Annotated in this window: 20 protein-coding genes and 1 pseudogene; 11 read left to right on the top strand and 10 right to left on the bottom strand. The window is 63.4% G+C overall.

Annotated elements, in window-relative coordinates:
• Positions 1-14: 14 nt before the first annotated feature.
• On the bottom strand, positions 15-554 hold the full coding sequence (locus tag EN935_RS04505) for a sigma-70 family RNA polymerase sigma factor (protein WP_013528490.1): 540 nt from the start codon (positions 552-554) through the stop codon (positions 15-17).
• Between the two features lie 149 nt (positions 555-703).
• On the opposite strand from EN935_RS04505, the gene EN935_RS04500 reads away from it, so the two are divergent.
• Together EN935_RS04500 and argB are read left to right on the top strand one after the other, a co-directional pair.
• Positions 704-2,200, top strand: a complete 1,497-nt coding sequence (locus EN935_RS04500; RefSeq protein WP_127263146.1) for an amidase — start codon at positions 704-706, stop codon at positions 2,198-2,200.
• A 162-nt stretch (positions 2,201-2,362) separates the two neighbouring features.
• Complete coding sequence (gene argB, locus EN935_RS04490; RefSeq protein ID WP_013528489.1) at positions 2,363-3,256, top strand: acetylglutamate kinase; 894 nt, start codon at positions 2,363-2,365, stop codon at positions 3,254-3,256.
• 37 nt (positions 3,257-3,293) lie between these two features.
• On the opposite strand, the gene EN935_RS04485 is transcribed toward argB, so the two are convergent.
• The 3 genes from EN935_RS04485 to EN935_RS04475 form a co-directional block, all read right to left on the bottom strand.
• The gene (locus EN935_RS04485) at positions 3,294-3,692 is read right to left on the bottom strand and encodes a RidA family protein (protein WP_127263145.1); all 399 of its coding nucleotides are present in this window, start codon (positions 3,690-3,692) and stop codon (positions 3,294-3,296) included.
• 214 nt (positions 3,693-3,906) lie between these two features.
• Positions 3,907-5,454, bottom strand: coding sequence for a magnesium-protoporphyrin IX monomethyl ester anaerobic oxidative cyclase (gene bchE, locus EN935_RS04480; RefSeq protein ID WP_127263144.1), 1,548 nt, complete (start codon positions 5,452-5,454; stop codon positions 3,907-3,909).
• Positions 5,455-5,569: 115 nt separating this feature from the next.
• Positions 5,570-6,046, bottom strand: a complete 477-nt coding sequence (locus EN935_RS04475) for an Lrp/AsnC family transcriptional regulator (protein WP_109667301.1) — start codon at positions 6,044-6,046, stop codon at positions 5,570-5,572.
• Between the two features lie 140 nt (positions 6,047-6,186).
• On the opposite strand from EN935_RS04475, the gene phhA reads away from it, so the two are divergent.
• Positions 6,187-7,023: a phenylalanine 4-monooxygenase gene (gene phhA, locus EN935_RS04470; protein WP_109667299.1), complete on the top strand. Its 837-nt coding sequence runs from the start codon at positions 6,187-6,189 to the stop codon at positions 7,021-7,023.
• A 53-nt stretch (positions 7,024-7,076) separates the two neighbouring features.
• Here phhA and EN935_RS04465 read toward each other — a convergent pair whose 3' ends face one another.
• On the bottom strand, positions 7,077-7,577 hold the full coding sequence (locus tag EN935_RS04465; protein WP_109667296.1) for a MarR family transcriptional regulator: 501 nt from the start codon (positions 7,575-7,577) through the stop codon (positions 7,077-7,079).
• A gap of 94 nt (positions 7,578-7,671) precedes the next feature.
• Here EN935_RS04465 and EN935_RS40655 point away from each other — a divergent pair, with 94 nt between their 5' ends.
• The gene (locus tag EN935_RS40655; RefSeq protein ID WP_164757603.1) at positions 7,672-7,839 is read left to right on the top strand and encodes a hypothetical protein; all 168 of its coding nucleotides are present in this window, start codon (positions 7,672-7,674) and stop codon (positions 7,837-7,839) included.
• An 83-nt stretch (positions 7,840-7,922) separates the two neighbouring features.
• Here the strand turns inward: EN935_RS40655 and EN935_RS04460 are convergent, their stop codons facing one another.
• From EN935_RS04460 to EN935_RS04450, 3 genes are all read right to left on the bottom strand, one after another.
• Positions 7,923-9,362, bottom strand: a complete 1,440-nt coding sequence (locus EN935_RS04460) for a GMC family oxidoreductase (protein ID WP_127263143.1) — start codon at positions 9,360-9,362, stop codon at positions 7,923-7,925.
• Complete coding sequence (locus tag EN935_RS04455) at positions 9,359-9,553, bottom strand: hypothetical protein (protein WP_109667291.1); 195 nt, start codon at positions 9,551-9,553, stop codon at positions 9,359-9,361. The genes EN935_RS04460 and EN935_RS04455 overlap by 4 nt, the downstream gene beginning before the upstream one ends.
• A 195-nt stretch (positions 9,554-9,748) precedes the next feature.
• Entirely contained in the window at positions 9,749-10,510 is a 762-nt protein-coding gene (locus EN935_RS04450) for a GGDEF domain-containing protein (RefSeq protein WP_109667289.1), read from the bottom strand.
• A 160-nt stretch (positions 10,511-10,670) separates the two neighbouring features.
• On the opposite strand from EN935_RS04450, the gene EN935_RS04445 reads away from it, so the two are divergent.
• On the top strand, positions 10,671-11,384 hold the full coding sequence (locus EN935_RS04445) for a pyrimidine 5'-nucleotidase (protein ID WP_109667287.1): 714 nt from the start codon (positions 10,671-10,673) through the stop codon (positions 11,382-11,384).
• A gap of 80 nt (positions 11,385-11,464) precedes the next feature.
• Here EN935_RS04445 and EN935_RS04440 read toward each other — a convergent pair whose 3' ends face one another.
• Positions 11,465-12,310, bottom strand: a complete 846-nt coding sequence (locus EN935_RS04440) for an LOG family protein (RefSeq protein WP_109667284.1) — start codon at positions 12,308-12,310, stop codon at positions 11,465-11,467.
• A gap of 227 nt (positions 12,311-12,537) precedes the next feature.
• Between EN935_RS04440 and dapD the strand changes: the two genes are divergently transcribed.
• The 4 genes from dapD (at position 12,538) to EN935_RS04420 (ending at position 14,987) form a co-directional block, all read left to right on the top strand.
• Positions 12,538-13,392 (top strand): 2,3,4,5-tetrahydropyridine-2,6-dicarboxylate N-succinyltransferase, encoded by an 855-nt coding sequence (gene dapD, locus EN935_RS04435; RefSeq protein ID WP_126067155.1) that lies wholly within the window; start codon positions 12,538-12,540, stop codon positions 13,390-13,392.
• Between the two features lie 72 nt (positions 13,393-13,464).
• On the top strand, positions 13,465-13,827 hold the full coding sequence (locus tag EN935_RS04430) for a DUF805 domain-containing protein (RefSeq protein WP_126067156.1): 363 nt from the start codon (positions 13,465-13,467) through the stop codon (positions 13,825-13,827).
• Positions 13,820-14,197 (top strand): DUF805 domain-containing protein, encoded by a 378-nt coding sequence (locus EN935_RS04425; protein WP_164548547.1) that lies wholly within the window; start codon positions 13,820-13,822, stop codon positions 14,195-14,197. The genes EN935_RS04430 and EN935_RS04425 overlap by 8 nt, the downstream gene beginning before the upstream one ends.
• Before the next feature lie 13 nt (positions 14,198-14,210).
• Positions 14,211-14,987 (top strand): hypothetical protein, encoded by a 777-nt coding sequence (locus tag EN935_RS04420; RefSeq protein WP_109667273.1) that lies wholly within the window; start codon positions 14,211-14,213, stop codon positions 14,985-14,987.
• Here EN935_RS04420 and EN935_RS04415 read toward each other — a convergent pair.
• The gene (locus EN935_RS04415; RefSeq protein WP_127263142.1) at positions 14,887-15,930 is read right to left on the bottom strand and encodes a 2-dehydropantoate 2-reductase; all 1,044 of its coding nucleotides are present in this window, start codon (positions 15,928-15,930) and stop codon (positions 14,887-14,889) included. The two genes, EN935_RS04420 and EN935_RS04415, sit on opposite strands and share 101 nt — an antisense overlap.
• A gap of 129 nt (positions 15,931-16,059) precedes the next feature.
• Between EN935_RS04415 and dapE the strand changes: the two genes are divergently transcribed.
• Together dapE and EN935_RS04405 are read left to right on the top strand one after the other, a co-directional pair.
• Positions 16,060-17,253, top strand: a complete 1,194-nt coding sequence (gene dapE, locus EN935_RS04410) for a succinyl-diaminopimelate desuccinylase (RefSeq protein ID WP_127263141.1) — start codon at positions 16,060-16,062, stop codon at positions 17,251-17,253.
• Positions 17,254-17,258: 5 nt separating this feature from the next.
• Positions 17,259-17,524, top strand: a pseudogene (locus tag EN935_RS04405) (transporter); the annotation flags it as partial.

Below are 17,524 nucleotides of genomic sequence, written 5' to 3'. Positions count from 1 at the left end.
GTCTTCCGCCAGCGTCATCTTTCCAGACATTCTCTGAGTTTCAACAGGCTGCGGCGCAGCCAGGTACGCATCGTGTTCAGCGGCACGCCGTGGCGCTCCGCCAGTTCGGCATAGCTTTCGCCCTTGAGGTAGGCGCCCCGGACGGCCGCCGCCCGGTCCTTTTCCAGCTCATCGAGACAATGATGGATGCGTTCGGATTCATCGCCCGCCACCGCCATCGCTTCAGGTCCAGGCGCCGGATCGGCCACGTCGAGCGCGGCATCGATGTCGGCTGCGGGCTTGCGCCGCGCCCTGATGCGATCGATCGCATGATTGCGCGCAATCGCCACCAGCCAGGAGATCGGGCTCAGATCGGAGACGGCAAAACGATCCGCCTTCGTCCATATCTTGACGAAGACTTCCTGTAGCGCTTCTTCCGCATCTCCCCGGTCGTTCAATACACGAAGACAAACGCCGAAAAGTTTCGCGCTGGTCTGCCGGTAGAGCAGATCGAACGCAGCCCGATCCTTCATTGAAGTCCGGACGATCAGCTTGGTGATGTCCTGCGGCGTCATCTCAGGCAAATTAGGCGATTGCAATGTATTTGCAACGGCGGAAATAACCTTGTGCACGCCTAAGCTTTTGCGTGTCGCCGGCCCGGATTTGTCCTCGATTGCCAATGAAGTCGCCACTGGCTAGCTTGCTGGCAGTGACGGGGGCGCGCATGTCGGTTGAACATACACTGTGGGCGCAGGACGCAACCGGCCTCGCCGACCTGGTTCGCAAGGGCGACATTTCAGCCGTCGAGCTGACCGAAGCAGCGATCGCCCGTGCCGAGGCCACGCGGCCCGACATCAACGCCACGGCCGAGCCGCTCTATGATGCCGCCCGCGCCCGGGCGAAGACCGTCGACCGCTCGCTGCCGCTGGCCGGCGTTCCCTTCGCCATCAAGGATCTCGGCATCGCCATCAAGGGCGTGCCGACGCATGGCGGCAGCCGCATTCCGGCATGGCTGGCCGATGTCAATTCGGTGCTGACCGACCGCTATCTCGCCGCCGGCCTCATTCCGGTCGTCACCTCCACGTCGCCGGAACACGGGCTTCGGCTGATGACCGAATCCAAGGCCTTCGGCATCACCCGCAATCCCTGGAACACCGGTCATACCAGCGGTGGCTCGTCGGGTGGTGCGGCGGCACTGGTCGCGGCAGGCGTGGTGCCGGTGGCGCATGCCTCGGATGGCGGCGGCTCGATCCGCGTGCCTGCCGCCTGCACCGGACTTGTCGGCCTGAAGACGTCGCGTGGCCGCACACCGCTGACGCCCCTGGTGAGCGAAAGCTGGTACGGCATGGTGGTCGACCATGCGCTCACCCGTTCGGTGCGCGATTGCGCGTTGCTGCTCGACCTCACCCACGGTCCCGACCTCCTGTCGCCCTATGCCGCGCCGTCGCCGAAAGGCACATTCACGGCGGCTGCCGCGCGCGATCCCGGCAAGCTCAGGCTGGCCGTGTATCGCAAATCGCCGCTTGGCCTGCCGATCTCGGATGAGACGCTCAAGGCGCTCGACACGGCGGTGGCGCTTGTCCGTGAGGGCGGCCATACGGTCGAGGAGATCGACCTGCCTTCTATCGGGCGCGATTTCTTCGCCGACTTCTGCAGGACGGTTGCCTCTGCCGTCGCCGGCACGATGCGGGCGCAAGCGCTGCGTGTCGGCCGTTCCGTCACCGGCGACATCGAGCGAGCCACACGCGTGCTCGCCCGCTTCGGCGAAATGGTGTCGGCCGGCGAGACCTATGCCGACCTGCAACGGCTGCATGCCGCCTCGCGGCGGCTGATCGCGGAGACCGCACAGTATGACGCCGTGCTGATGCCGATCATTGCCCACCCGCCGCTCGCCTGCGGTGCCATGGATCCGAAAGGCGCCGACGAGCTCATCGAGAACCTGCTCGACAAGCTTCATCTGACGGCCTTGCTGAAGCTGAAGCCGTTCTTCGGCCAGCTGATGGACAAGAGCCTTTGGTTCACCCATTGGCCGGCGATCCAGAATGTCAGCGGCCAGCCGTCGATCGCCCTGCCGGTCCATGTCACCGACGCCGGCCTGCCGATCGGCATCCAGGCAGCGGGCCGTCCGGGCGATGAGGAGACGCTGCTGTCGCTTGCCGCGCAGATGGAGAAGATCTCGGGTTGGCTGGGCCGCAGGGCGCCGCTGATGGTGCCGTCATGATGACGAGGTCGTGAAGCGCTCGAATATGACAGCAAAGCCATTTGCGGGCGGCGCCAATTCCCGCTAAGACGCCGCCGTCCTTACCTGATGCATGTCGCCCAAAAGTGTCCAGCGGTTTTGGGACAACGACATGCATAAAACCAAAAGCCGGGAAACAAGCCGATGACGGAAATAACCGCCACCGCCGAAATGCAGGCCGCTCTGCTTTCGCGGGCGCTGCCCTACATGCAGCGTTACGAGCACAAGACCGTCGTGGTGAAATATGGCGGCCACGCCATGGGCGATATCGAGCTCGGCAAGGCGTTCGCGCGCGACATCGCGCTCCTGAAGCAGTCCGGCGTCAACCCGATCGTCGTCCACGGCGGCGGCCCGCAGATCGGCGCCATGCTGGCCAAGATGGGCATCGAATCGAAGTTCGAGGGCGGCCTGCGCGTCACCGACCAGAAGACGGTCGAGATCGTCGAAATGGTGCTGGCCGGCTCGATCAACAAGGAGATCGTCGCGCTGATCAACGCCGAGGGCGAATGGGCGATCGGCCTGTGCGGCAAGGACGGCAACATGGTGTTCGCCGAAAAGGCCCGCAAGACCATGATCGACCCGGACTCGAACATCGAGCGCGTGCTCGATCTTGGCTTCGTCGGCGAGCCGGTCGAGGTCGACCGCACGCTGCTCGACCTTCTGGCGCGTTCCGAAATGATCCCGGTGCTGGCACCGGTGGCGCCGGGCCGCGACGGCCACACCTACAACATCAACGCCGACACCTTCGCCGGCGCCATTGCCGGCGCCTGCCAGGCAACACGGCTGCTGTTCCTCACCGATGTGCCCGGCGTGCTCGACAAGAACAAGAAGCTGATCGACGAACTGACCGTGGCCGAGGCCAAGGCGCTGATCAAGGACGGCACGGTGTCAGGCGGCATGATCCCCAAGGTCGAGACCTGTATCGAAGCGATCGAGCGCGGCGTCGAAGGCGTCGTCATCCTCAACGGCAAGACGCCGCATGCGGTGCTGCTGGAACTGTTCACCGAACACGGCGCCGGCACGCTGATCGTGCCCTGAGGGGCGAACGGCCGCTTAGCCGCTCGCCGCCGATCGATCAGGCGGCCTGAGGAAGGCGCGCGATGACCTTTATCTCGAAATCGAAGCCCGCCAGCCAGTTCACGCCCACCGCGGTCCAGTTCGTGTAAGGCGGCTCACCGAACGCCTTCAGCCGAACGGCGTCGATCGCCTGCCACTGCGCGGCTGGATCGGTGTGGAACGTGGTCACGTCGACGATGTCGTCGAACGTGCAGCCGGCGGCCTTCAGCACAGCCGCGAGATTGTCGAAGGCAAGCTGCACCTGCTTTTCGAAGACCGGCTCGGGCGACCCGTCCTCGCGGCTGCCGACCTGGCCGGAGACGAACAGAAGGTCACCCGAGCGGATCGCCGCCGAATAGCGGTTGATCTCGTAGAGAGCCTGCCGGCCGGCAGGAAAGATCGCGTCGCGTTTGGTCATGGTTTCTCCATTCAAAACAAGGCAGGTCCGACCTTCGGGCGATTGCGACGCGGCTTCGCCGCGCAGGCGAAGCCGTTCGCAAAGCTTGAAGGTTTTGATCGCTGCACTCCAACATTCGGGGCTGCAATTGACATACGCCCCGTATGTTGGATGTGGGTGCATACGCCTCGTATGTCAATACGCATACGTCGCGTATGATCTTAGGAGATTGCCATCAGAGGCGTGGCGAAATCGTAATCTCGGGCGGTGCCAGCTTGCGCACCGAACGTCGAACGGTCATCGATTCCTCCTCGGCGTCCTGCGGCGCGCCCCAGAATTCGGCCAGCGTCGGACCGTCTTTCACCCTGGTGTCGCGGACCAGAAATCCCCAGACCTCGCGGAACCAGACGCGGCGGCCCATCTGCGTGTACCAGCGCATCGAGTGCCGCTGCTCCGGATCCCTGTGGAACAGGATGCGCGCCAGCGCCTTGGGCCGCGACTGCACCGCCAGCTCGATCAGCTTGACGCTGAAGAACAGCATCCACGGCTTCAGCCGGGTCATCTGCAGCACCTGGTGCTTGTAATCCCACAGGCGGGCATCCCGCTGGATCACCTTGCGATCCCGGGCGATGCGGAAGAACGGCGTCCAGCGATGCGGCGTCACATAGAGCGCCTGGATCTGGTCCGGATCGTAGGCGATGAGCTGACGAAAGCCGCGCCACAGGTCACGAAAGCCTTCGTCCTCGAAGCCGGCCACCCAGGTTGCCATCGACAGGATGCCGTGCAGGCGCAGCAGCCTTATCGCCTCGCGATCGGATGAGGTGCTGCCGCCCTTGCGGATCAATTGAAGCGTCTGTTCGTCGGTGTTTTCCATGCCGAGCAGCCAGCGGATGACACCCGCCTTGCGGTAGAGGTGCAGCGTGTCGGCATCGCGCACGATGTCGTCGGCGCGAGTCGAACCGACAATCAGCACCGGCACGTTCTCGGCAATCAGGGCGTCGAGGAAGGCGCGCCAGGCTTTCTTCGAAACCGTCGGATTCTCGTCGGCGAGATTGATCAGCTCGACGCCGTGTTCGCGATGCAGCCAGGCGATTTCTTGCGCGAATTTCACGGGATCGCGATGCCGCCAGCGGGTCCAGAAGCCGCGCTGGCCGCAATAATTGCACAGATGCGGACAGCCGCGCGAAAACTGCATGACCACGGCACGCTTGCCGCCCCAATAGCTGTAGTTGATATGGTCGATCAGCTCCCAGCCGACGCGGTAGGCGTCGAGGTCGGCAATGGTCATGGCCGGCTGCGTGGCGAAGGGACGGCGCAGATCGTCGCGATAGGCGATGCCGGCCACGCTCGCCGGCTGCTGGTGCATCTCCAGCGCCTCGACCAGCGCCACCACGGTCGCCTCGCCTTCGCCGCGCACGATGAAGTCGAAGGCATCCGTTGCGGCCAGGATGTCACGCCAGTGATAGGTCGGAAAGACGCCGCCATAGATGACGATGGTCGCCGGCTCTTGCTCCTTGATCATTTTGGCGATCAGCAAGGCGGTCGGGTGCGCCGAGGTCGAGCCGGAATGGCCGATCAGGACGAAGTCGGGGCGATCGGCGAGCGCGTCGCGCACGACGCTGTCGAGCGGCATCGGCCCAAATTCGGCGTCGACGAGCCGCACCTCATGGCCGGCATCGATCAGCGGGCCGCCCAGCGCCAGCAGGCCGAGCGGCGGCAGATGATCGTCGGGCACGCGGCTGCCGATTGCAGTGTGCGGCGGATTAATCAGGACGATTTTCATGGCGGACCTCCTGGAAGTTGGTCCGCGCATGCTGGTTGTCGATGTGGACGTCCGCTTGGCCTGTTTCAGCAGTTTGCGTGCAGCTTTTCCCCAAGGAGTGCGAAGGCAGGCATTGTCACCGCCTGAGGTGGGCGAGCGGCACGTGGCCGGGTCCCTTGATGTTCTGCAGCACGAGCTGGGTGTGGACATCACGCACGCCGTCGAGCCGCATCAGCCGGTGCATGACGAAGGCGTTGAGCTCGTCGACCGACGGCACCATGACATGCAGCAGGAAATCGTGGTCGCCGGTCATCGTCCAGCACGACGACACCTCGTCCATGCGCTGCACGGCGGCGATGAAGCTTTCGGGCGAGCCGTCGCTGTGGCTGACTAGGCGCACCTGGATGAACACCTCGACCATCAGCCCGACCGCGCGGCGACTGATCACCGCGGCAAAACCCTTGATGATGCCGGCCTCCTGCAGCGCCTCGAAGCGCCGCGCGCACGGCGTCGTCGACAGGCCGATCTCTTGCGCCAGTTCGGACACCGGCTTGCGTCCGTCGCGCTGCAGGACATCGAGCATCTTGATCTCGAACTCATCGAATTGAGGCATTCTCACTCCTTGAAGGCGCTTTCTGAGTGAATGTTATCCCGATTCCCGCATTCGAGCCATCATCAAAACCGATTTGCCTCGGCAAATCCGGTTAGCCTTTCAGCACCATTCGCCATTCATGATTTGCGAGGAGAAAAACCATGACGACGATGAGCGTTGCCGAATATGCCCGCGACTGCGCGGCGCAAGGGTTGCGCGGCGACTATTCGGTCTGCCGTTCCGATTTTACCGTGGCGCAGGGTTACGACTACAGCGCCGAAGAGCAGGCGGTGTGGCGCACGCTGTGCGACCGCCAGACCAAACTGACGCGCAAGCTCGCCCACCATTCCTATCTCGACGGCGTCGAGAAGCTCGGCCTGCTTGATCGCATCCCCGATTTCGAGGAGGTCAGCGCCAAGCTGCACAAGCTGACCGGCTGGGAGATCGTCGCCGTGCCGGGGCTCATTCCCGCAGCCCCGTTCTTCGACCATCTCGCCAATCGCCGCTTCCCGGTCACCAACTGGCTGCGGACCCGGCAGGAACTCGACTACATCGTCGAGCCCGACATGTTCCACGATTTCTTCGGCCACGTCCCTGTTCTGTCGCAGCCGGTGTTCGCCGATTTCATGCAGATGTATGGCCGCAAGGCCGGCGACATCATCGCGCTGGGCGGCGACGAGATGATCACCCGGCTCTACTGGTACACGGCCGAATACGGCCTGATGCAGGAGGCCGGCCAGACGCTGAAAGCCTTTGGCGCCGGCCTGATGTCGTCGTTTACCGAATTGCAATTCGCGGTCGACAGCAAGGACGCTCACCACGTGCCCTTCGACCTGGAAACGGTGATGCGGACCGGCTACGAGATCGACAAGTTCCAGCGTGCCTATTTCGTGCTGCCGTCGTTCGACGCCTTGCGCGATGCCTTCCAGACTGCCGACTTCGAGGCGATCGTCGCCCGCCGCAAGGGCCAGCCGGCGCTCGACCCGGCAACCGTCTAGCTTTCCGCAAAAGCGTGTCTCCCCCCTCGATGGGGCGGGAGCCATCGGCACTCCTATCGCCCGTTTGGAGTGTCGGGCCCCTCGGCCTTCAGCCGCGCCAGCTGGTCGCGCTGCAGGTCGAGTGCGGCGTTGACGAAGCGCGATATGGTGGCGAGCTCTGCGTCGCCGAAGCTGGCGATCACCCTTTCGCCTTCCCGCGCGATGGCACCGTAGTAGCGCGCCGACAGTTCCCGCGTGGCCTCGGTCGCCTCTATGACCACCTTGCGCCTGTCCTCGAGACTGCGCATGCGCGTCAGCAGGCCGCGCGCTTCCAGCCGGTCGATCAGCGCGGTCACCGCAGCCGGTGTCAGCCCGGTCGCGGTGGCGATCGCGCCGGCCGATTGCGGGCCGCCATGGAGCAGCCCGATGCAATGGCGTTCGGCCATGTTCAGCCCAAGCCTCACCCCCACCGCTTCGTCATAGGCCTGCGTCGCGTCCTGCCACTGCATGATGGCAAGGCCGATGGAGGCAGTCAGTTCGGCACGATTCCCGGTTGACGAATTTACTTCGATCATCTAATTATCAATCTGTCTAACATTTAGACCATCGCAGCAATATGCGGCCGCACTGCCTGCAAGGCAAGAGCCAGCCGCCGACAAGGAGTGAAAAATGAGCTTGATTCAACAGCGCGCGCCGCTCTCGCATGAGGAGGAGTTCAAATACGCCAAGCTGGCAATGGAATGGTATGGCTGGGGCTCTCCCATCGGCCTCGGCATTCTGCTGGTGTCGCTGGCCGCAGCAGCCGTGCTGGTGCGCATCGCCGTCTACGGCATTTGAGCCATGCCGCGCATCCGCCGGCGCCATCACTGGCGCCGGCTTTGCCGGGATGCCGCGAAATTCAGGACGTTGCCGTGGGGCCGTCAGACGGTGACCACCTTGCTCAGATGGTCGCCCAGACGGCAGGCCAGCGCGGTGATCGTCGTCGTCGGGTTGCATTGGCCCGATGTGCAGAACACCGAGGAGCCGCCGACATAGAGATTGTCCATGCCGTGCACCTTGCAGTTGGCGTCGACAACACTCTCGCTGATGTCGGTGCCCATGCGCGTGCCGCCCATATGGTGATGGCCCGCCGTCTCGTCATTGGTCGGATAGTCCTGACCATTGCTGATCCAGTCGGCGATGCGCACCCGGCCGAGGTTCTTTTCGATCAGCGTCGTGCCGAACAGTCTGAGCCCTTCGAGCAGGGTGCGATGTTCCAGCTCGGATTTCTTCCAGTGCAGTTCGATGCGCGGTGCGCCGGCATGATCGACATCGGTCTTCGACAGCTCGATCTGGTTGGAGGCCAGCGGCGCCTGTTCCCATGCGACGTAGAGCTGGGCAGCGCAGCGCAGCCTCTGGCTGAGCTTGGAGGACATCCACTCGGCCATGTTGGGCGCCGTGCAGGCGAGGTCGGCGATAAGGCTCTTGACCCCCGGATACGGCGTCTCGATCAATCTGATGCCGAAATTCATGATCTGCAGCCGCTCCATGGCGGCAAGTGTCGGCGAGAAGAAGGCCTCGTTGACGGCGTCGACCTCGAACGCGTTGTAGTCGGCCAGGATGGCATTGCCGCCCTCGAAGGTCGGATGCTCCATCCAGTAGCGGCCAAGCGCTGCCGCATTCGGCACGACGCCGCCGTTCGAGCGCTGGTTCGACCACAGAAGCAGCCGCGAATTCTCCAGCCCGCCGGTGCAGACGATGAAATAGTCTGCGCTGAAGGAGCCGGCATCCTGCCCGTTCGACCACAGTCTGGCGCCCGTCACGCGTTTGCCGTCGCCGACAAGTTCAGTGACGCATGTGTTGAGCACGACCGCGATGTTCCCGGCTTTGTCGAGTTCGTCGCCGAATTTCTCGGCGAAGCGCACAGCCGGGCTCTTGATCAGCTGCACCCAGCGAATGTCGTCCGAGATCGGCATGTCCGGCCGGAAGGCCGGAAGGTCGAGAATATCGCGCACTTCCGGCAGATAGGGCTCGATGTCGGTGCGGCGGATCGGCCAGCCCGTATCGGGCACCCAGGCCTTCGGCTCGAAATCCTGTTTGTCGAGCACGCGGCACCAGCCGGCCCAGTGGTTGGAACTGCCACCCATGAACCGCAGCCGGGTGATGTCGAGATCGAAATAGAAATCGCCGACCGTGGTGCCACGGTAGAAATCCTGCGACTCGTCGCTGAACTCACGCGAGCCGGCCTCCAGCACCACGACCGGAATGCCGGCGGCGCCAAGCTTGCGGGCAACGGTGGTGCCAGCCGGGCCGGAGCCGAGGATGCACACCTTTGGGGTGAAGTTCGCGGCGCGATACGCCTCGTAGCTGTCGAAGATCATGCCAGGTCACTCCGCTTCAGGATCCAGCCATTGACCTCGACGATCTCGCTCGGGTCGGCCAGGGATGCACCGGCATGGGATGGATGGGCGGCATCGGCATCAGGCAGCTTGCGGAACAAAGACAGGGCAGGCAGTGCGATCAGCGCCTGCACGATCGCGCGGCGTGACATTTTTTTGATGAGGAAACTCATGACGGTCTCTCGGGTGGGAGCTTCGACAATGCGTGGCATTCCTGGAACGGCAGTTCCCGGAACGACACATGCATCGCCGCAGAAGCCAGTATCGTGCCAAGTCTGGCCGCAAAGCAGTGAAAACCCGGCTAAACGGTGCAACCGAGTGCAAACAGCGTTAGAATTTCCTTAACGATCTGGTTGTGGCGGATCGGATCACGCCGCTGCGGAAATGTCCGTATCGAGGATCGTCAGGTTGCGGCCCTGATGCTTGGCCTGGTAGAGGCGCCGGTCGGCGGCGCGCATCAGGTCCGATACGTTGACATCGTCGCCGCAGACGGTGCCGCCGATGCTGACCGTGAGCGGAATGGTCCGCTCGTCGACGGGCCGGAAGCGGATCAGCTCGACTTCGCGGCGAATGCGCTCGGCGACCCGCTTGGCCTCCTGCTCGGTGGCGCCGATCAGGAAGGCGCCGAACTCCTCGCCGCCGATGCGGCCGAGCACATCGCCGCTGCGCACGCCGCGCTGGATCGCGCTGGCGATCAAAAGCAGCGCGTCATCGCCGGTCAGGTGGCCAAAATTATCGTTGATCTTCTTGAAGTGGTCGGCGTCGATGATCAGCAGCGCGCCGCGATCGGACTTGCGGCGCGAACCGTCGAGCGCGGCAAAGAAGCTTTCCCGGTTGAGCATGCCGGTCATGTCGTCGCGGCTCGCCTTTTCCGCCAGGCGGCGATGCGCTGCGGCGAGCTGGGCATGGGCGCGGGCAAGTTCGCGATGTGCGGTTTTCAGTCTGTCGCTTTGCCAGAAAGTACTTGCGCTGGCAGCCCATGCCAGCACCAGAGGACAGAGCGTAGAAGACAGCCAGATCGTACGGTTTACCGGAAATCCCATCGCCGGAACGATGATCAGCGTCAGCAGGAGAGAGGCCGCGACAGAGGCGAAAGCAACGGCGGCGGATCTAAGAATTATGCTGCTCATCGCTTGCTCCCACAAGACTGTCTCTGTGCCAGCAAGCCCTGAAGGCCACCTTTCCCGGATGCATAAAATTTGAATCGTGAGGCGATTTACGCAACCTCAACGAGTAGAAGTTGTGGATAAAGTCGCTTCCGGAATGCCCGTTTCATGCCATAAGGAGCGCATGACCACGCTCCCCGACCCCGCGCGCTTCGCCCATGTCACCGACTGGGTGTTCGATCTCGACAACACGCTCTATCCGCACCACTCGAATCTGTTCTCGCAGATCGACGTCAAGATGACGGCCTATGTCGGCGAACTCCTGGCGCTGCCGCGCGACGAAGCGCGCAAGCTGCAGAAGGAACTCTACCGCGAATATGGCACGACGCTGAATGGGTTGATGACGCGTCATGGCATCGACCCCGACGATTTCCTCGAGAAGGTGCATGACATCGATTATTCATGGCTGGTGCCCGATCCCGTTCTCGGCACCGCCATCCGCCAGCTTCCGGGCCGCAAGTTCATCTTCACCAATGGCGACCGCAGGCATGCCGAACGCACCGCGCGCCAGCTCGGCATTCTCGACCATTTCGACGACATTTTCGATATCGTCGCCGCCGGGCTCAATCCCAAACCGGCGCGCCAGACCTACGAGAAGTTCGCCGAGCTCCACGCCGTCACCGGCCACAATGCGGTAATGTTCGAAGATCTTGCCCGCAATCTTTCGGTGCCGAAGTCGCTCGGCATGACCACGGTGCTGGTGGTGCCACGCAATTTCGAGCCCACCTTTGCCGAGATCTGGGAGCGCGACCCGGCCAATGAGGATGATGTCGATTTCGTCACCGACGATCTTGCGGGGTTTCTGACGGCGATTGTGGAGACGGGGGTAGGGAATTGAAGAACTGACGAATTGGGGAATCGATCCGGAACGCGCAATCCCCCTCATTCTTCAATTCCCCAGTTCTCCAATTCCCAGCCCTACTCCCCTAACTTGTAGAACCGGCTGATAATCCCCCAGGCCTCATCGGCGGTGTCGACGAAGTCGATGATGTCCTGGTCGCCGGGGCTGATCGTGCCCTGCTCGGCGAGGAAATCGAGATCGATCGCCCGCTTCCAGAAGGATTTGCCGAACAGGATCACGGGCACGCGCTCCATGCGTCCGGTCTGGATCAGTGTCAGCGTCTCGAAGAACTCGTCCATCGTGCCGAAGCCGCCGGGAAACACCGCCACGGCCTTGGCGCGCATGACGAAATGCATCTTGCGGATGGCGAAATAGTGGAAGTTGAAGCAGAGCTCCGGCGTCACATAGATGTTCGGCGCCTGCTCATGCGGCAGGACGATGTTGAGGCCGATCGACGGCGCGCCGACATCGTCGGCGCCGCGATTTCCCGCTTCCATCACGCCGGGCCCGCCGCCGGTCACCACGACATATTCACGATAGTATGAAGCAGCCGACTGCCGCGAGCAGAGACGCGCGAATTTGCGCGCCTCCTCGTAGTATTTGCTGTTTTCCTCGAGGTTCTTCCTCTGCGTCTCGTTCTTGGCCGCCCAGGCCTCGCCGCCGGGTTCCGGCAGGCGTGCGCCGCCGAACAGGATCACCGTCGAACGGATGCCGCGTTCGGCCAGGATCATCTCGGGCTTCAGGAGTTCGAGCTGCAACCTGACCGCGCGCAACTCGCGCCGCGTCATGAAGTCGGGATCGTTCCAGGCCAGCCGGTAGGTCTCGGCACGCGTCTGCGGCGTGTCCGGCACGCTCTTCGACCGCTCCAGATCCTCGTCCGAATGCGGCAACGGGGTCCACCCCGCCTTTTCCATAGGAGTCATATGCTTTACCCGTCCAATTCTTTCACTTGCGCCGTCCCATGACGCACCCGCGATTGACCCTCACCAAGGCTTCACATAAGCAGGTTCCGCAAAAGTGTCCGGCGGTTTTGTGACAAGAACCTGCTACATGCAAAGACCCAGGCAGGCAAAGCCTGCCAAGGGGTCCGCGCGACTTTGGAAACAGGTTAAGGCGTTGCCCCTTAACAGCTTGGTAATGGAGCGAATTCATGTCGAAGCCCGATCTGGCGAGTCTCGAAAAGACCATTGAGAAGGCCTTCGAGGAACGCGACACGATTTCGACGGCGACGCGTGGCGAAACGCGCGATGCCATCCAGTCGGCGCTTGACCTGCTCGATCGCGGCGACGCCCGTGTCGCCGAACGGCAGGCCGACGGCAAGTGGCATGTCAACCAGTGGCTGAAGAAGGCCGTGCTGTTGTCGTTCCGGCTCAACCCGATGGAGATCATCAAGGGTGGTCCGGGCGAGGCGGTGTGGTGGGACAAGGTGCCGTCGAAATTCGACGGCTGGAGTGCCGTCGACTTCGAGAAGGCAGGCTTCCGCGCCGTGCCGTCGTCGATCGTGCGCCGTTCGGCCTATGTCGCGCCTGGCGCCGTGCTGATGCCGTCCTTCGTCAATGTCGGCGCCTATGTCGACTCAGGTACCATGGTCGACACCTGGGCCTCGGTCGGCTCCTGTGCCCAGATTGGCAAGAACGTCCATCTGTCCGGCGGCGTCGGCATCGGCGGCGTGCTGGAGCCGATGCAGGCCGGGCCTACCATCATCGAGGACAATTGCTTCATCGGCGCTCGCTCGGAAGTGGTCGAGGGCTGCATCGTGCGCGAAGGCTCGGTGCTCGGCATGGGCGTCTTCATCGGCCAGTCGACCAAGATCGTCGACCGCGCCACCGGCGAAATCTTTTATGGCGAAGTGCCGCCGAATTCCGTCGTCGTCGCCGGTTCGCTGCCGGGCAAACCTTTTCCGAACAACGAACCTGGCCCCAGCCTCTACTGCGCCGTCATCGTCAAGCGTGTCGACGCCAGGACCCGGTCCAAGACCTCGATCAACGAATTGCTCCGCGATTGATCTTTCCGCAAAGCGAGCGCACCTTCCGCCGGCGCGACAATCGGTCGCGCTGGTTCAATATGGAGGGGTGACATGGACTGGAAATATCTGCTCACAAGCTTTGATGGCCGCATCAACCGTGGCAAGTTCTGGGCTGGCATCGGCGTATTCATCGTTATCGGCGTCATAGCTTTCATTCTCGATGCGATCCTCGGCACGCGGTTCACCACGGCCAGCGGCGCTCAGGTCGGCATTATCGGCATCCTCTTCGCGCTGGCATCGATCTATTTCGCGATTGCCCTCTATGCCAAACGCTGGCACGACCGCAACAAGTCGGGCTGGTGGACGCTGATCGGCCTCGTACCCATTATCGGCGGCATCTGGCTGCTGGTCGAACTCGGCATCCTCGAAGGCACCAGGGGTGCCAATCAATATGGACCGGACCCGCTTGCCTGACAGATCAGATCTCACCTGGCTTTTCTTCAAAATATCGGGCCGCGTCAGTCGCGCGGCCTATTTTCTTGGCGGGTTGCTCGTCGCCATCATCCAGGCCTTTCCGCTCTACCGCTTCACGCTGGTGCCGGAAGGTTCGGCCGAGAGCAACATGTGGTCGTTCATCTTCTTCGTCGCCTTCATCGCCTCGCTGTGGTCCAACATCGCGCTGGCGGTCAAGCGGCTGCACGACCTCGACAAGCCGGGCATTGCCGCGCTGATCCTGTTCGTGCCGGTGGTCTCGATCGTCGCCTTCCTTGTGTTGTGCCTGTTTCCAGGGCAGCCTGGGCCCAACCGCTATGGCCGGCGCACCAACGAGCCGGCACAACCCTGAGGGCCGATCGGACATGCGCTACCGCACGCTTGATCCGAAACTGATCGTCGAAACCGCCGAGCGGCTGGAAGAGCGGATCGCCGACCGTTTCCCCGAAGCGGGATTGCGTGGCGTCGCCGCCGAACTGGTCTCGCTGTCGCGCGATCTGGCCAAGGCGGCTCAGGCGCTCGAAGCGCCGATCTGGTGGCTGCGCGGGCTCATCATCGCCGCCGTCATCGCCGGTGCGCTGATCTTTCTGTTCGTCGGCACCATCCTGCCGCTCATCCACATCTCCCAGGCCGACGATGCGGTGCAGTCGGTGCAAGGCATCGAAGCCACGATCAACATGATGATCCTCGCCGTGCTCGGCTTCCTGGCGTTGATCCGCACCGAGGAGCGCATCAAACGCAAGCGGGTATTTCGCCAGCTGCACGGCCTGCGGTCGCTGATCCATGTCATCGACATGCACCAGCTGACCAAGGATCCGGCGGCCCTTTCGGCCAATTTCAAGCCGACGGCGCACTCGCCGGCCCGCATCACCAACGCCGCCGACCTGGCGCGCTACCTCGACTATTGCTCCGAAATGCTGTCGATCACCGGCAAGATCGCAGCGCTGTTCGCACAGTCGGTCAATGACGACGTGGTCATCGACGGCGTCAACGACATCGAAAACCTGGCGTCCAACCTGTCGCGGAAAATCTGGCAGAAGATCACGTTGATCGACGGCCAGCCGGCGGCGCAACGACCTGCTCCGGCGCCAGGCCCGGCGAGCCAAGCCGCTCCGATTCCGCCGCGCGCACCAAGGCGGTGATCCGCTGGACCATCGGCGCCGACGTGCCGGCCGTTTCCGCCAGCCGCTGGATGGCGCCTTGCAAATCATCGATCTCCGTCGGCCGGCCGCGCTGCAAATCGTCCCACATCGATGAGCGCGCCTGCGGGTCGATCGTCAGCATGCGTCGCGCCAAGAGCTTGAACAGCCAGTCCGGCAGCCGGAGCACTTTCGGCAGCAGCACCGGCCGCAGGCCGGCGATCCGCGCCGGCTCGATGCCGGACGCTTTCATCGCCGTGAGCGCCTCGTCGATCTGACCGGCCAGGATCAGCCGCCAGCGCCGATCGGCCAATTCGGTTGCCAGCGGCAGGCCGGAAAGCGCCACCAGCGCGTTGTTCAAATTCATCAGCAGCTTGCCCCACAGCACGGCCTTTATCTCGCCATGGGCTTCGACCGCAAATCCCTCGACGCCGAGCAGGCCGATTAGGCCGGCGTCGCCGTCCTCGACCATCACCGTGCCGTCGCTGGCGCGATGCACGCGCAGCGGCAGTTCGCCGTCCGGCGACTGTACGACATTGAACGGCACCATGCCGGCCAGCACCGTTCGCCGGCCAAGTCCTGCACGCAGCCTGTCGGCATTGTCGATGCCGTTCTGCAGGCTGACCACCACAGCATCCGGGCGCGCATGGGCCCTGATGAGGGCTGCCATGTCCTGCGTCGCGCCGCTCTTGACCGTGACCAGGATCACGTCCGCTTGCGGCAAGGCGGTCGCCGGATCGGTGGTGACGACAAGTGCCTCGGGCCTGATCGTGCGATCGCGGCCTTCAAGGTCGCTGACCCGCAACCCACCCTGCCGCAAGGCCGCCTCGATGCGCGGCCGGGCCAGCAGGGTCACCTCGCGGCCGGCGAGCGCCAGGCAGCCGCCGGCATAGCAGCCAATGCTGCCGGCGCCGGCAATGACGATCCTCTTGTCCCCGTTTGCCATCCTGTCGCCCCGCATTCGGCCCGGAACTATACGACATGAAAACCATAATGTCGGCGCTATCGCCAGCCATGGAGCTGGCCCCTATGTCTGGCCGTGACAGGCCCTGCGCTTTCGACTATCGCTTTTGCCATGACGCTGCCCACCGATCCCGCCGAAAACCTCGCCGCCCTTATCCGTTGTGCTTCGGTGACGCCCACTGAGGGCGGTGCGCTGACCGCGCTGGAGACGATGCTGAAACCGCTCGGCTTCCTGGTCGATCGGCCGGTGTTTTCCGAAGACGGCACGCCCGACATCGAAAACCTCTATGCGAGGCGTTCCGGCAACGGCCCGCATCTGATGTTCGCCGGCCACACCGATGTGGTGCCGGTCGGCGACGAAGCCGCATGGACGCATCCGCCCTTCGCCGCCGAGATCGCCAATGGCGAGATGTATGGCCGTGGCGCAGTCGATATGAAGGGCGGCATCGCCTGTTTCATCGCCGCCATGGCGCGCCATGTCGAGCAGAATGGTGGTCCGAAAGGCTCGGTCTCGCTGCTGATCACCGGCGACGAGGAAGGGCCGGCCATCAACGGCACCGTCAAGCTGCTCGAATGGGCGGCTTCCAGGGGCGAGAAATGGGATGCCTCTATCGTCGGCGAGCCGACCAACCCGGACGGGCTCGGCGACATGATCAAGATCGGCCGCCGCGGCTCGATGTCCGGCGCCATATCAGTCAACGGCCGCCAGGGCCATGTCGCCTACCCGCAGCTTGCCGACAATCCGGTGCGCGGGCTGATGAGCCTGGTCGACGCCTTGCTGCATCCCGTCTTCGACAAGGGAACCAGGGATTTCCAGCCGACCAACCTGGAGATCACCTCCATCGATGTCGGCAACCCCGCCACCAATGTCATTCCGGCCAAGGCGCTTGCCACCTTCAACATCCGCTTCAACGACACCTGGACTGATGAGACCCTTCAGGCCGAGATCCACAACCGGCTCGACCAGGCGGCCAAACGCAAGAAGTACCGGCAGGGCAAGAAGACGCCGGTCGACTACGAGCTCGTCTGGCGCGACCGGCCAAGCCATGTCTTCCTGACCCGCGACGACAAACTGATTGAAACGCTCCGCGGCTCGATCAAGTCGGCGGTCGGCAAGGAGCCGACGCTGTCGACCTCAGGCGGTACATCCGACGCGCGTTTCATCAAGGACTATTGTCCGGTGGTCGAGTTCGGGCTGGTCGGCAAGACCATGCACATGGTCGACGAACGCGTCGCCATTGCCGATCTTGAAACGCTGACGCGAATCTACCAGCGCTTCATCGAAGACTGGTTCGGACAGGGCTGAGCAACATGCTTTCGGCGGACGAAACCCAAGCTTCGCTGACGGGCGCCTGGCGATTGATGCTCGGCAAGGCCGATGGATTGCGCCTGCTCGACCTGTCGGCCGACGGCTTCTGGAATTCCTTTTTCGCCATTGTCGTTGCCGCACCGGCGCTGATCGTCGGCTGGGTCGGCATCGCCAACGAGATCGGCGATCCCGATGCCTTCGCGGGTCGCTTCAGCATGCTGGTGCGCCTGGCGACGGTCGACATCGGCTCCTGGGTGCTGCCGTTGAT

Source organism: Mesorhizobium sp. M7D.F.Ca.US.004.03.1.1 (assembly GCF_003998635.1).
GTDB lineage: Bacteria > Pseudomonadota > Alphaproteobacteria > Rhizobiales > Rhizobiaceae > Mesorhizobium > Mesorhizobium loti.
Note: the sequence above shows the minus strand (reverse complement) of the source record. Positions and strands in the feature narration are given on the sequence as shown.

What these genes read in the sequence shown, in the direction of transcription:
- EN935_RS04505 (WP_013528490.1), bottom strand. Translation starts at nt 554, where the DNA reads ATGACGCCGCAGGACATCACCAAGCTGATCGTCCGGACTTCAATGAAG.
- EN935_RS04500 (WP_127263146.1), top strand. Translation starts at nt 704, where the DNA reads ATGTCGGTTGAACATACACTGTGGGCGCAGGACGCAACCGGCCTCGCC.
- argB (WP_013528489.1), top strand. Translation starts at nt 2,363, where the DNA reads ATGACGGAAATAACCGCCACCGCCGAAATGCAGGCCGCTCTGCTTTCG.
- EN935_RS04485 (WP_127263145.1), bottom strand. Translation starts at nt 3,692, where the DNA reads ATGACCAAACGCGACGCGATCTTTCCTGCCGGCCGGCAGGCTCTCTAC.
- bchE (WP_127263144.1), bottom strand. Translation starts at nt 5,454, where the DNA reads ATGAAAATCGTCCTGATTAATCCGCCGCACACTGCAATCGGCAGCCGC.
- EN935_RS04475 (WP_109667301.1), bottom strand. Translation starts at nt 6,046, where the DNA reads ATGCCTCAATTCGATGAGTTCGAGATCAAGATGCTCGATGTCCTGCAG.
- phhA (WP_109667299.1), top strand. Translation starts at nt 6,187, where the DNA reads ATGACGACGATGAGCGTTGCCGAATATGCCCGCGACTGCGCGGCGCAA.
- EN935_RS04465 (WP_109667296.1), bottom strand. Translation starts at nt 7,577, where the DNA reads ATGATCGAAGTAAATTCGTCAACCGGGAATCGTGCCGAACTGACTGCC.
- EN935_RS40655 (WP_164757603.1), top strand. Translation starts at nt 7,672, where the DNA reads ATGAGCTTGATTCAACAGCGCGCGCCGCTCTCGCATGAGGAGGAGTTC.
- EN935_RS04460 (WP_127263143.1), bottom strand. Translation starts at nt 9,362, where the DNA reads ATGATCTTCGACAGCTACGAGGCGTATCGCGCCGCGAACTTCACCCCA.
- EN935_RS04455 (WP_109667291.1), bottom strand. Translation starts at nt 9,553, where the DNA reads ATGAGTTTCCTCATCAAAAAAATGTCACGCCGCGCGATCGTGCAGGCG.
- EN935_RS04450 (WP_109667289.1), bottom strand. Translation starts at nt 10,510, where the DNA reads ATGAGCAGCATAATTCTTAGATCCGCCGCCGTTGCTTTCGCCTCTGTC.
- EN935_RS04445 (WP_109667287.1), top strand. Translation starts at nt 10,671, where the DNA reads ATGACCACGCTCCCCGACCCCGCGCGCTTCGCCCATGTCACCGACTGG.
- EN935_RS04440 (WP_109667284.1), bottom strand. Translation starts at nt 12,310, where the DNA reads ATGACTCCTATGGAAAAGGCGGGGTGGACCCCGTTGCCGCATTCGGAC.
- dapD (WP_126067155.1), top strand. Translation starts at nt 12,538, where the DNA reads ATGTCGAAGCCCGATCTGGCGAGTCTCGAAAAGACCATTGAGAAGGCC.
- EN935_RS04430 (WP_126067156.1), top strand. Translation starts at nt 13,465, where the DNA reads ATGGACTGGAAATATCTGCTCACAAGCTTTGATGGCCGCATCAACCGT.
- EN935_RS04420 (WP_109667273.1), top strand. Translation starts at nt 14,211, where the DNA reads ATGCGCTACCGCACGCTTGATCCGAAACTGATCGTCGAAACCGCCGAG.
- EN935_RS04415 (WP_127263142.1), bottom strand. Translation starts at nt 15,930, where the DNA reads ATGGCAAACGGGGACAAGAGGATCGTCATTGCCGGCGCCGGCAGCATT.
- dapE (WP_127263141.1), top strand. Translation starts at nt 16,060, where the DNA reads ATGACGCTGCCCACCGATCCCGCCGAAAACCTCGCCGCCCTTATCCGT.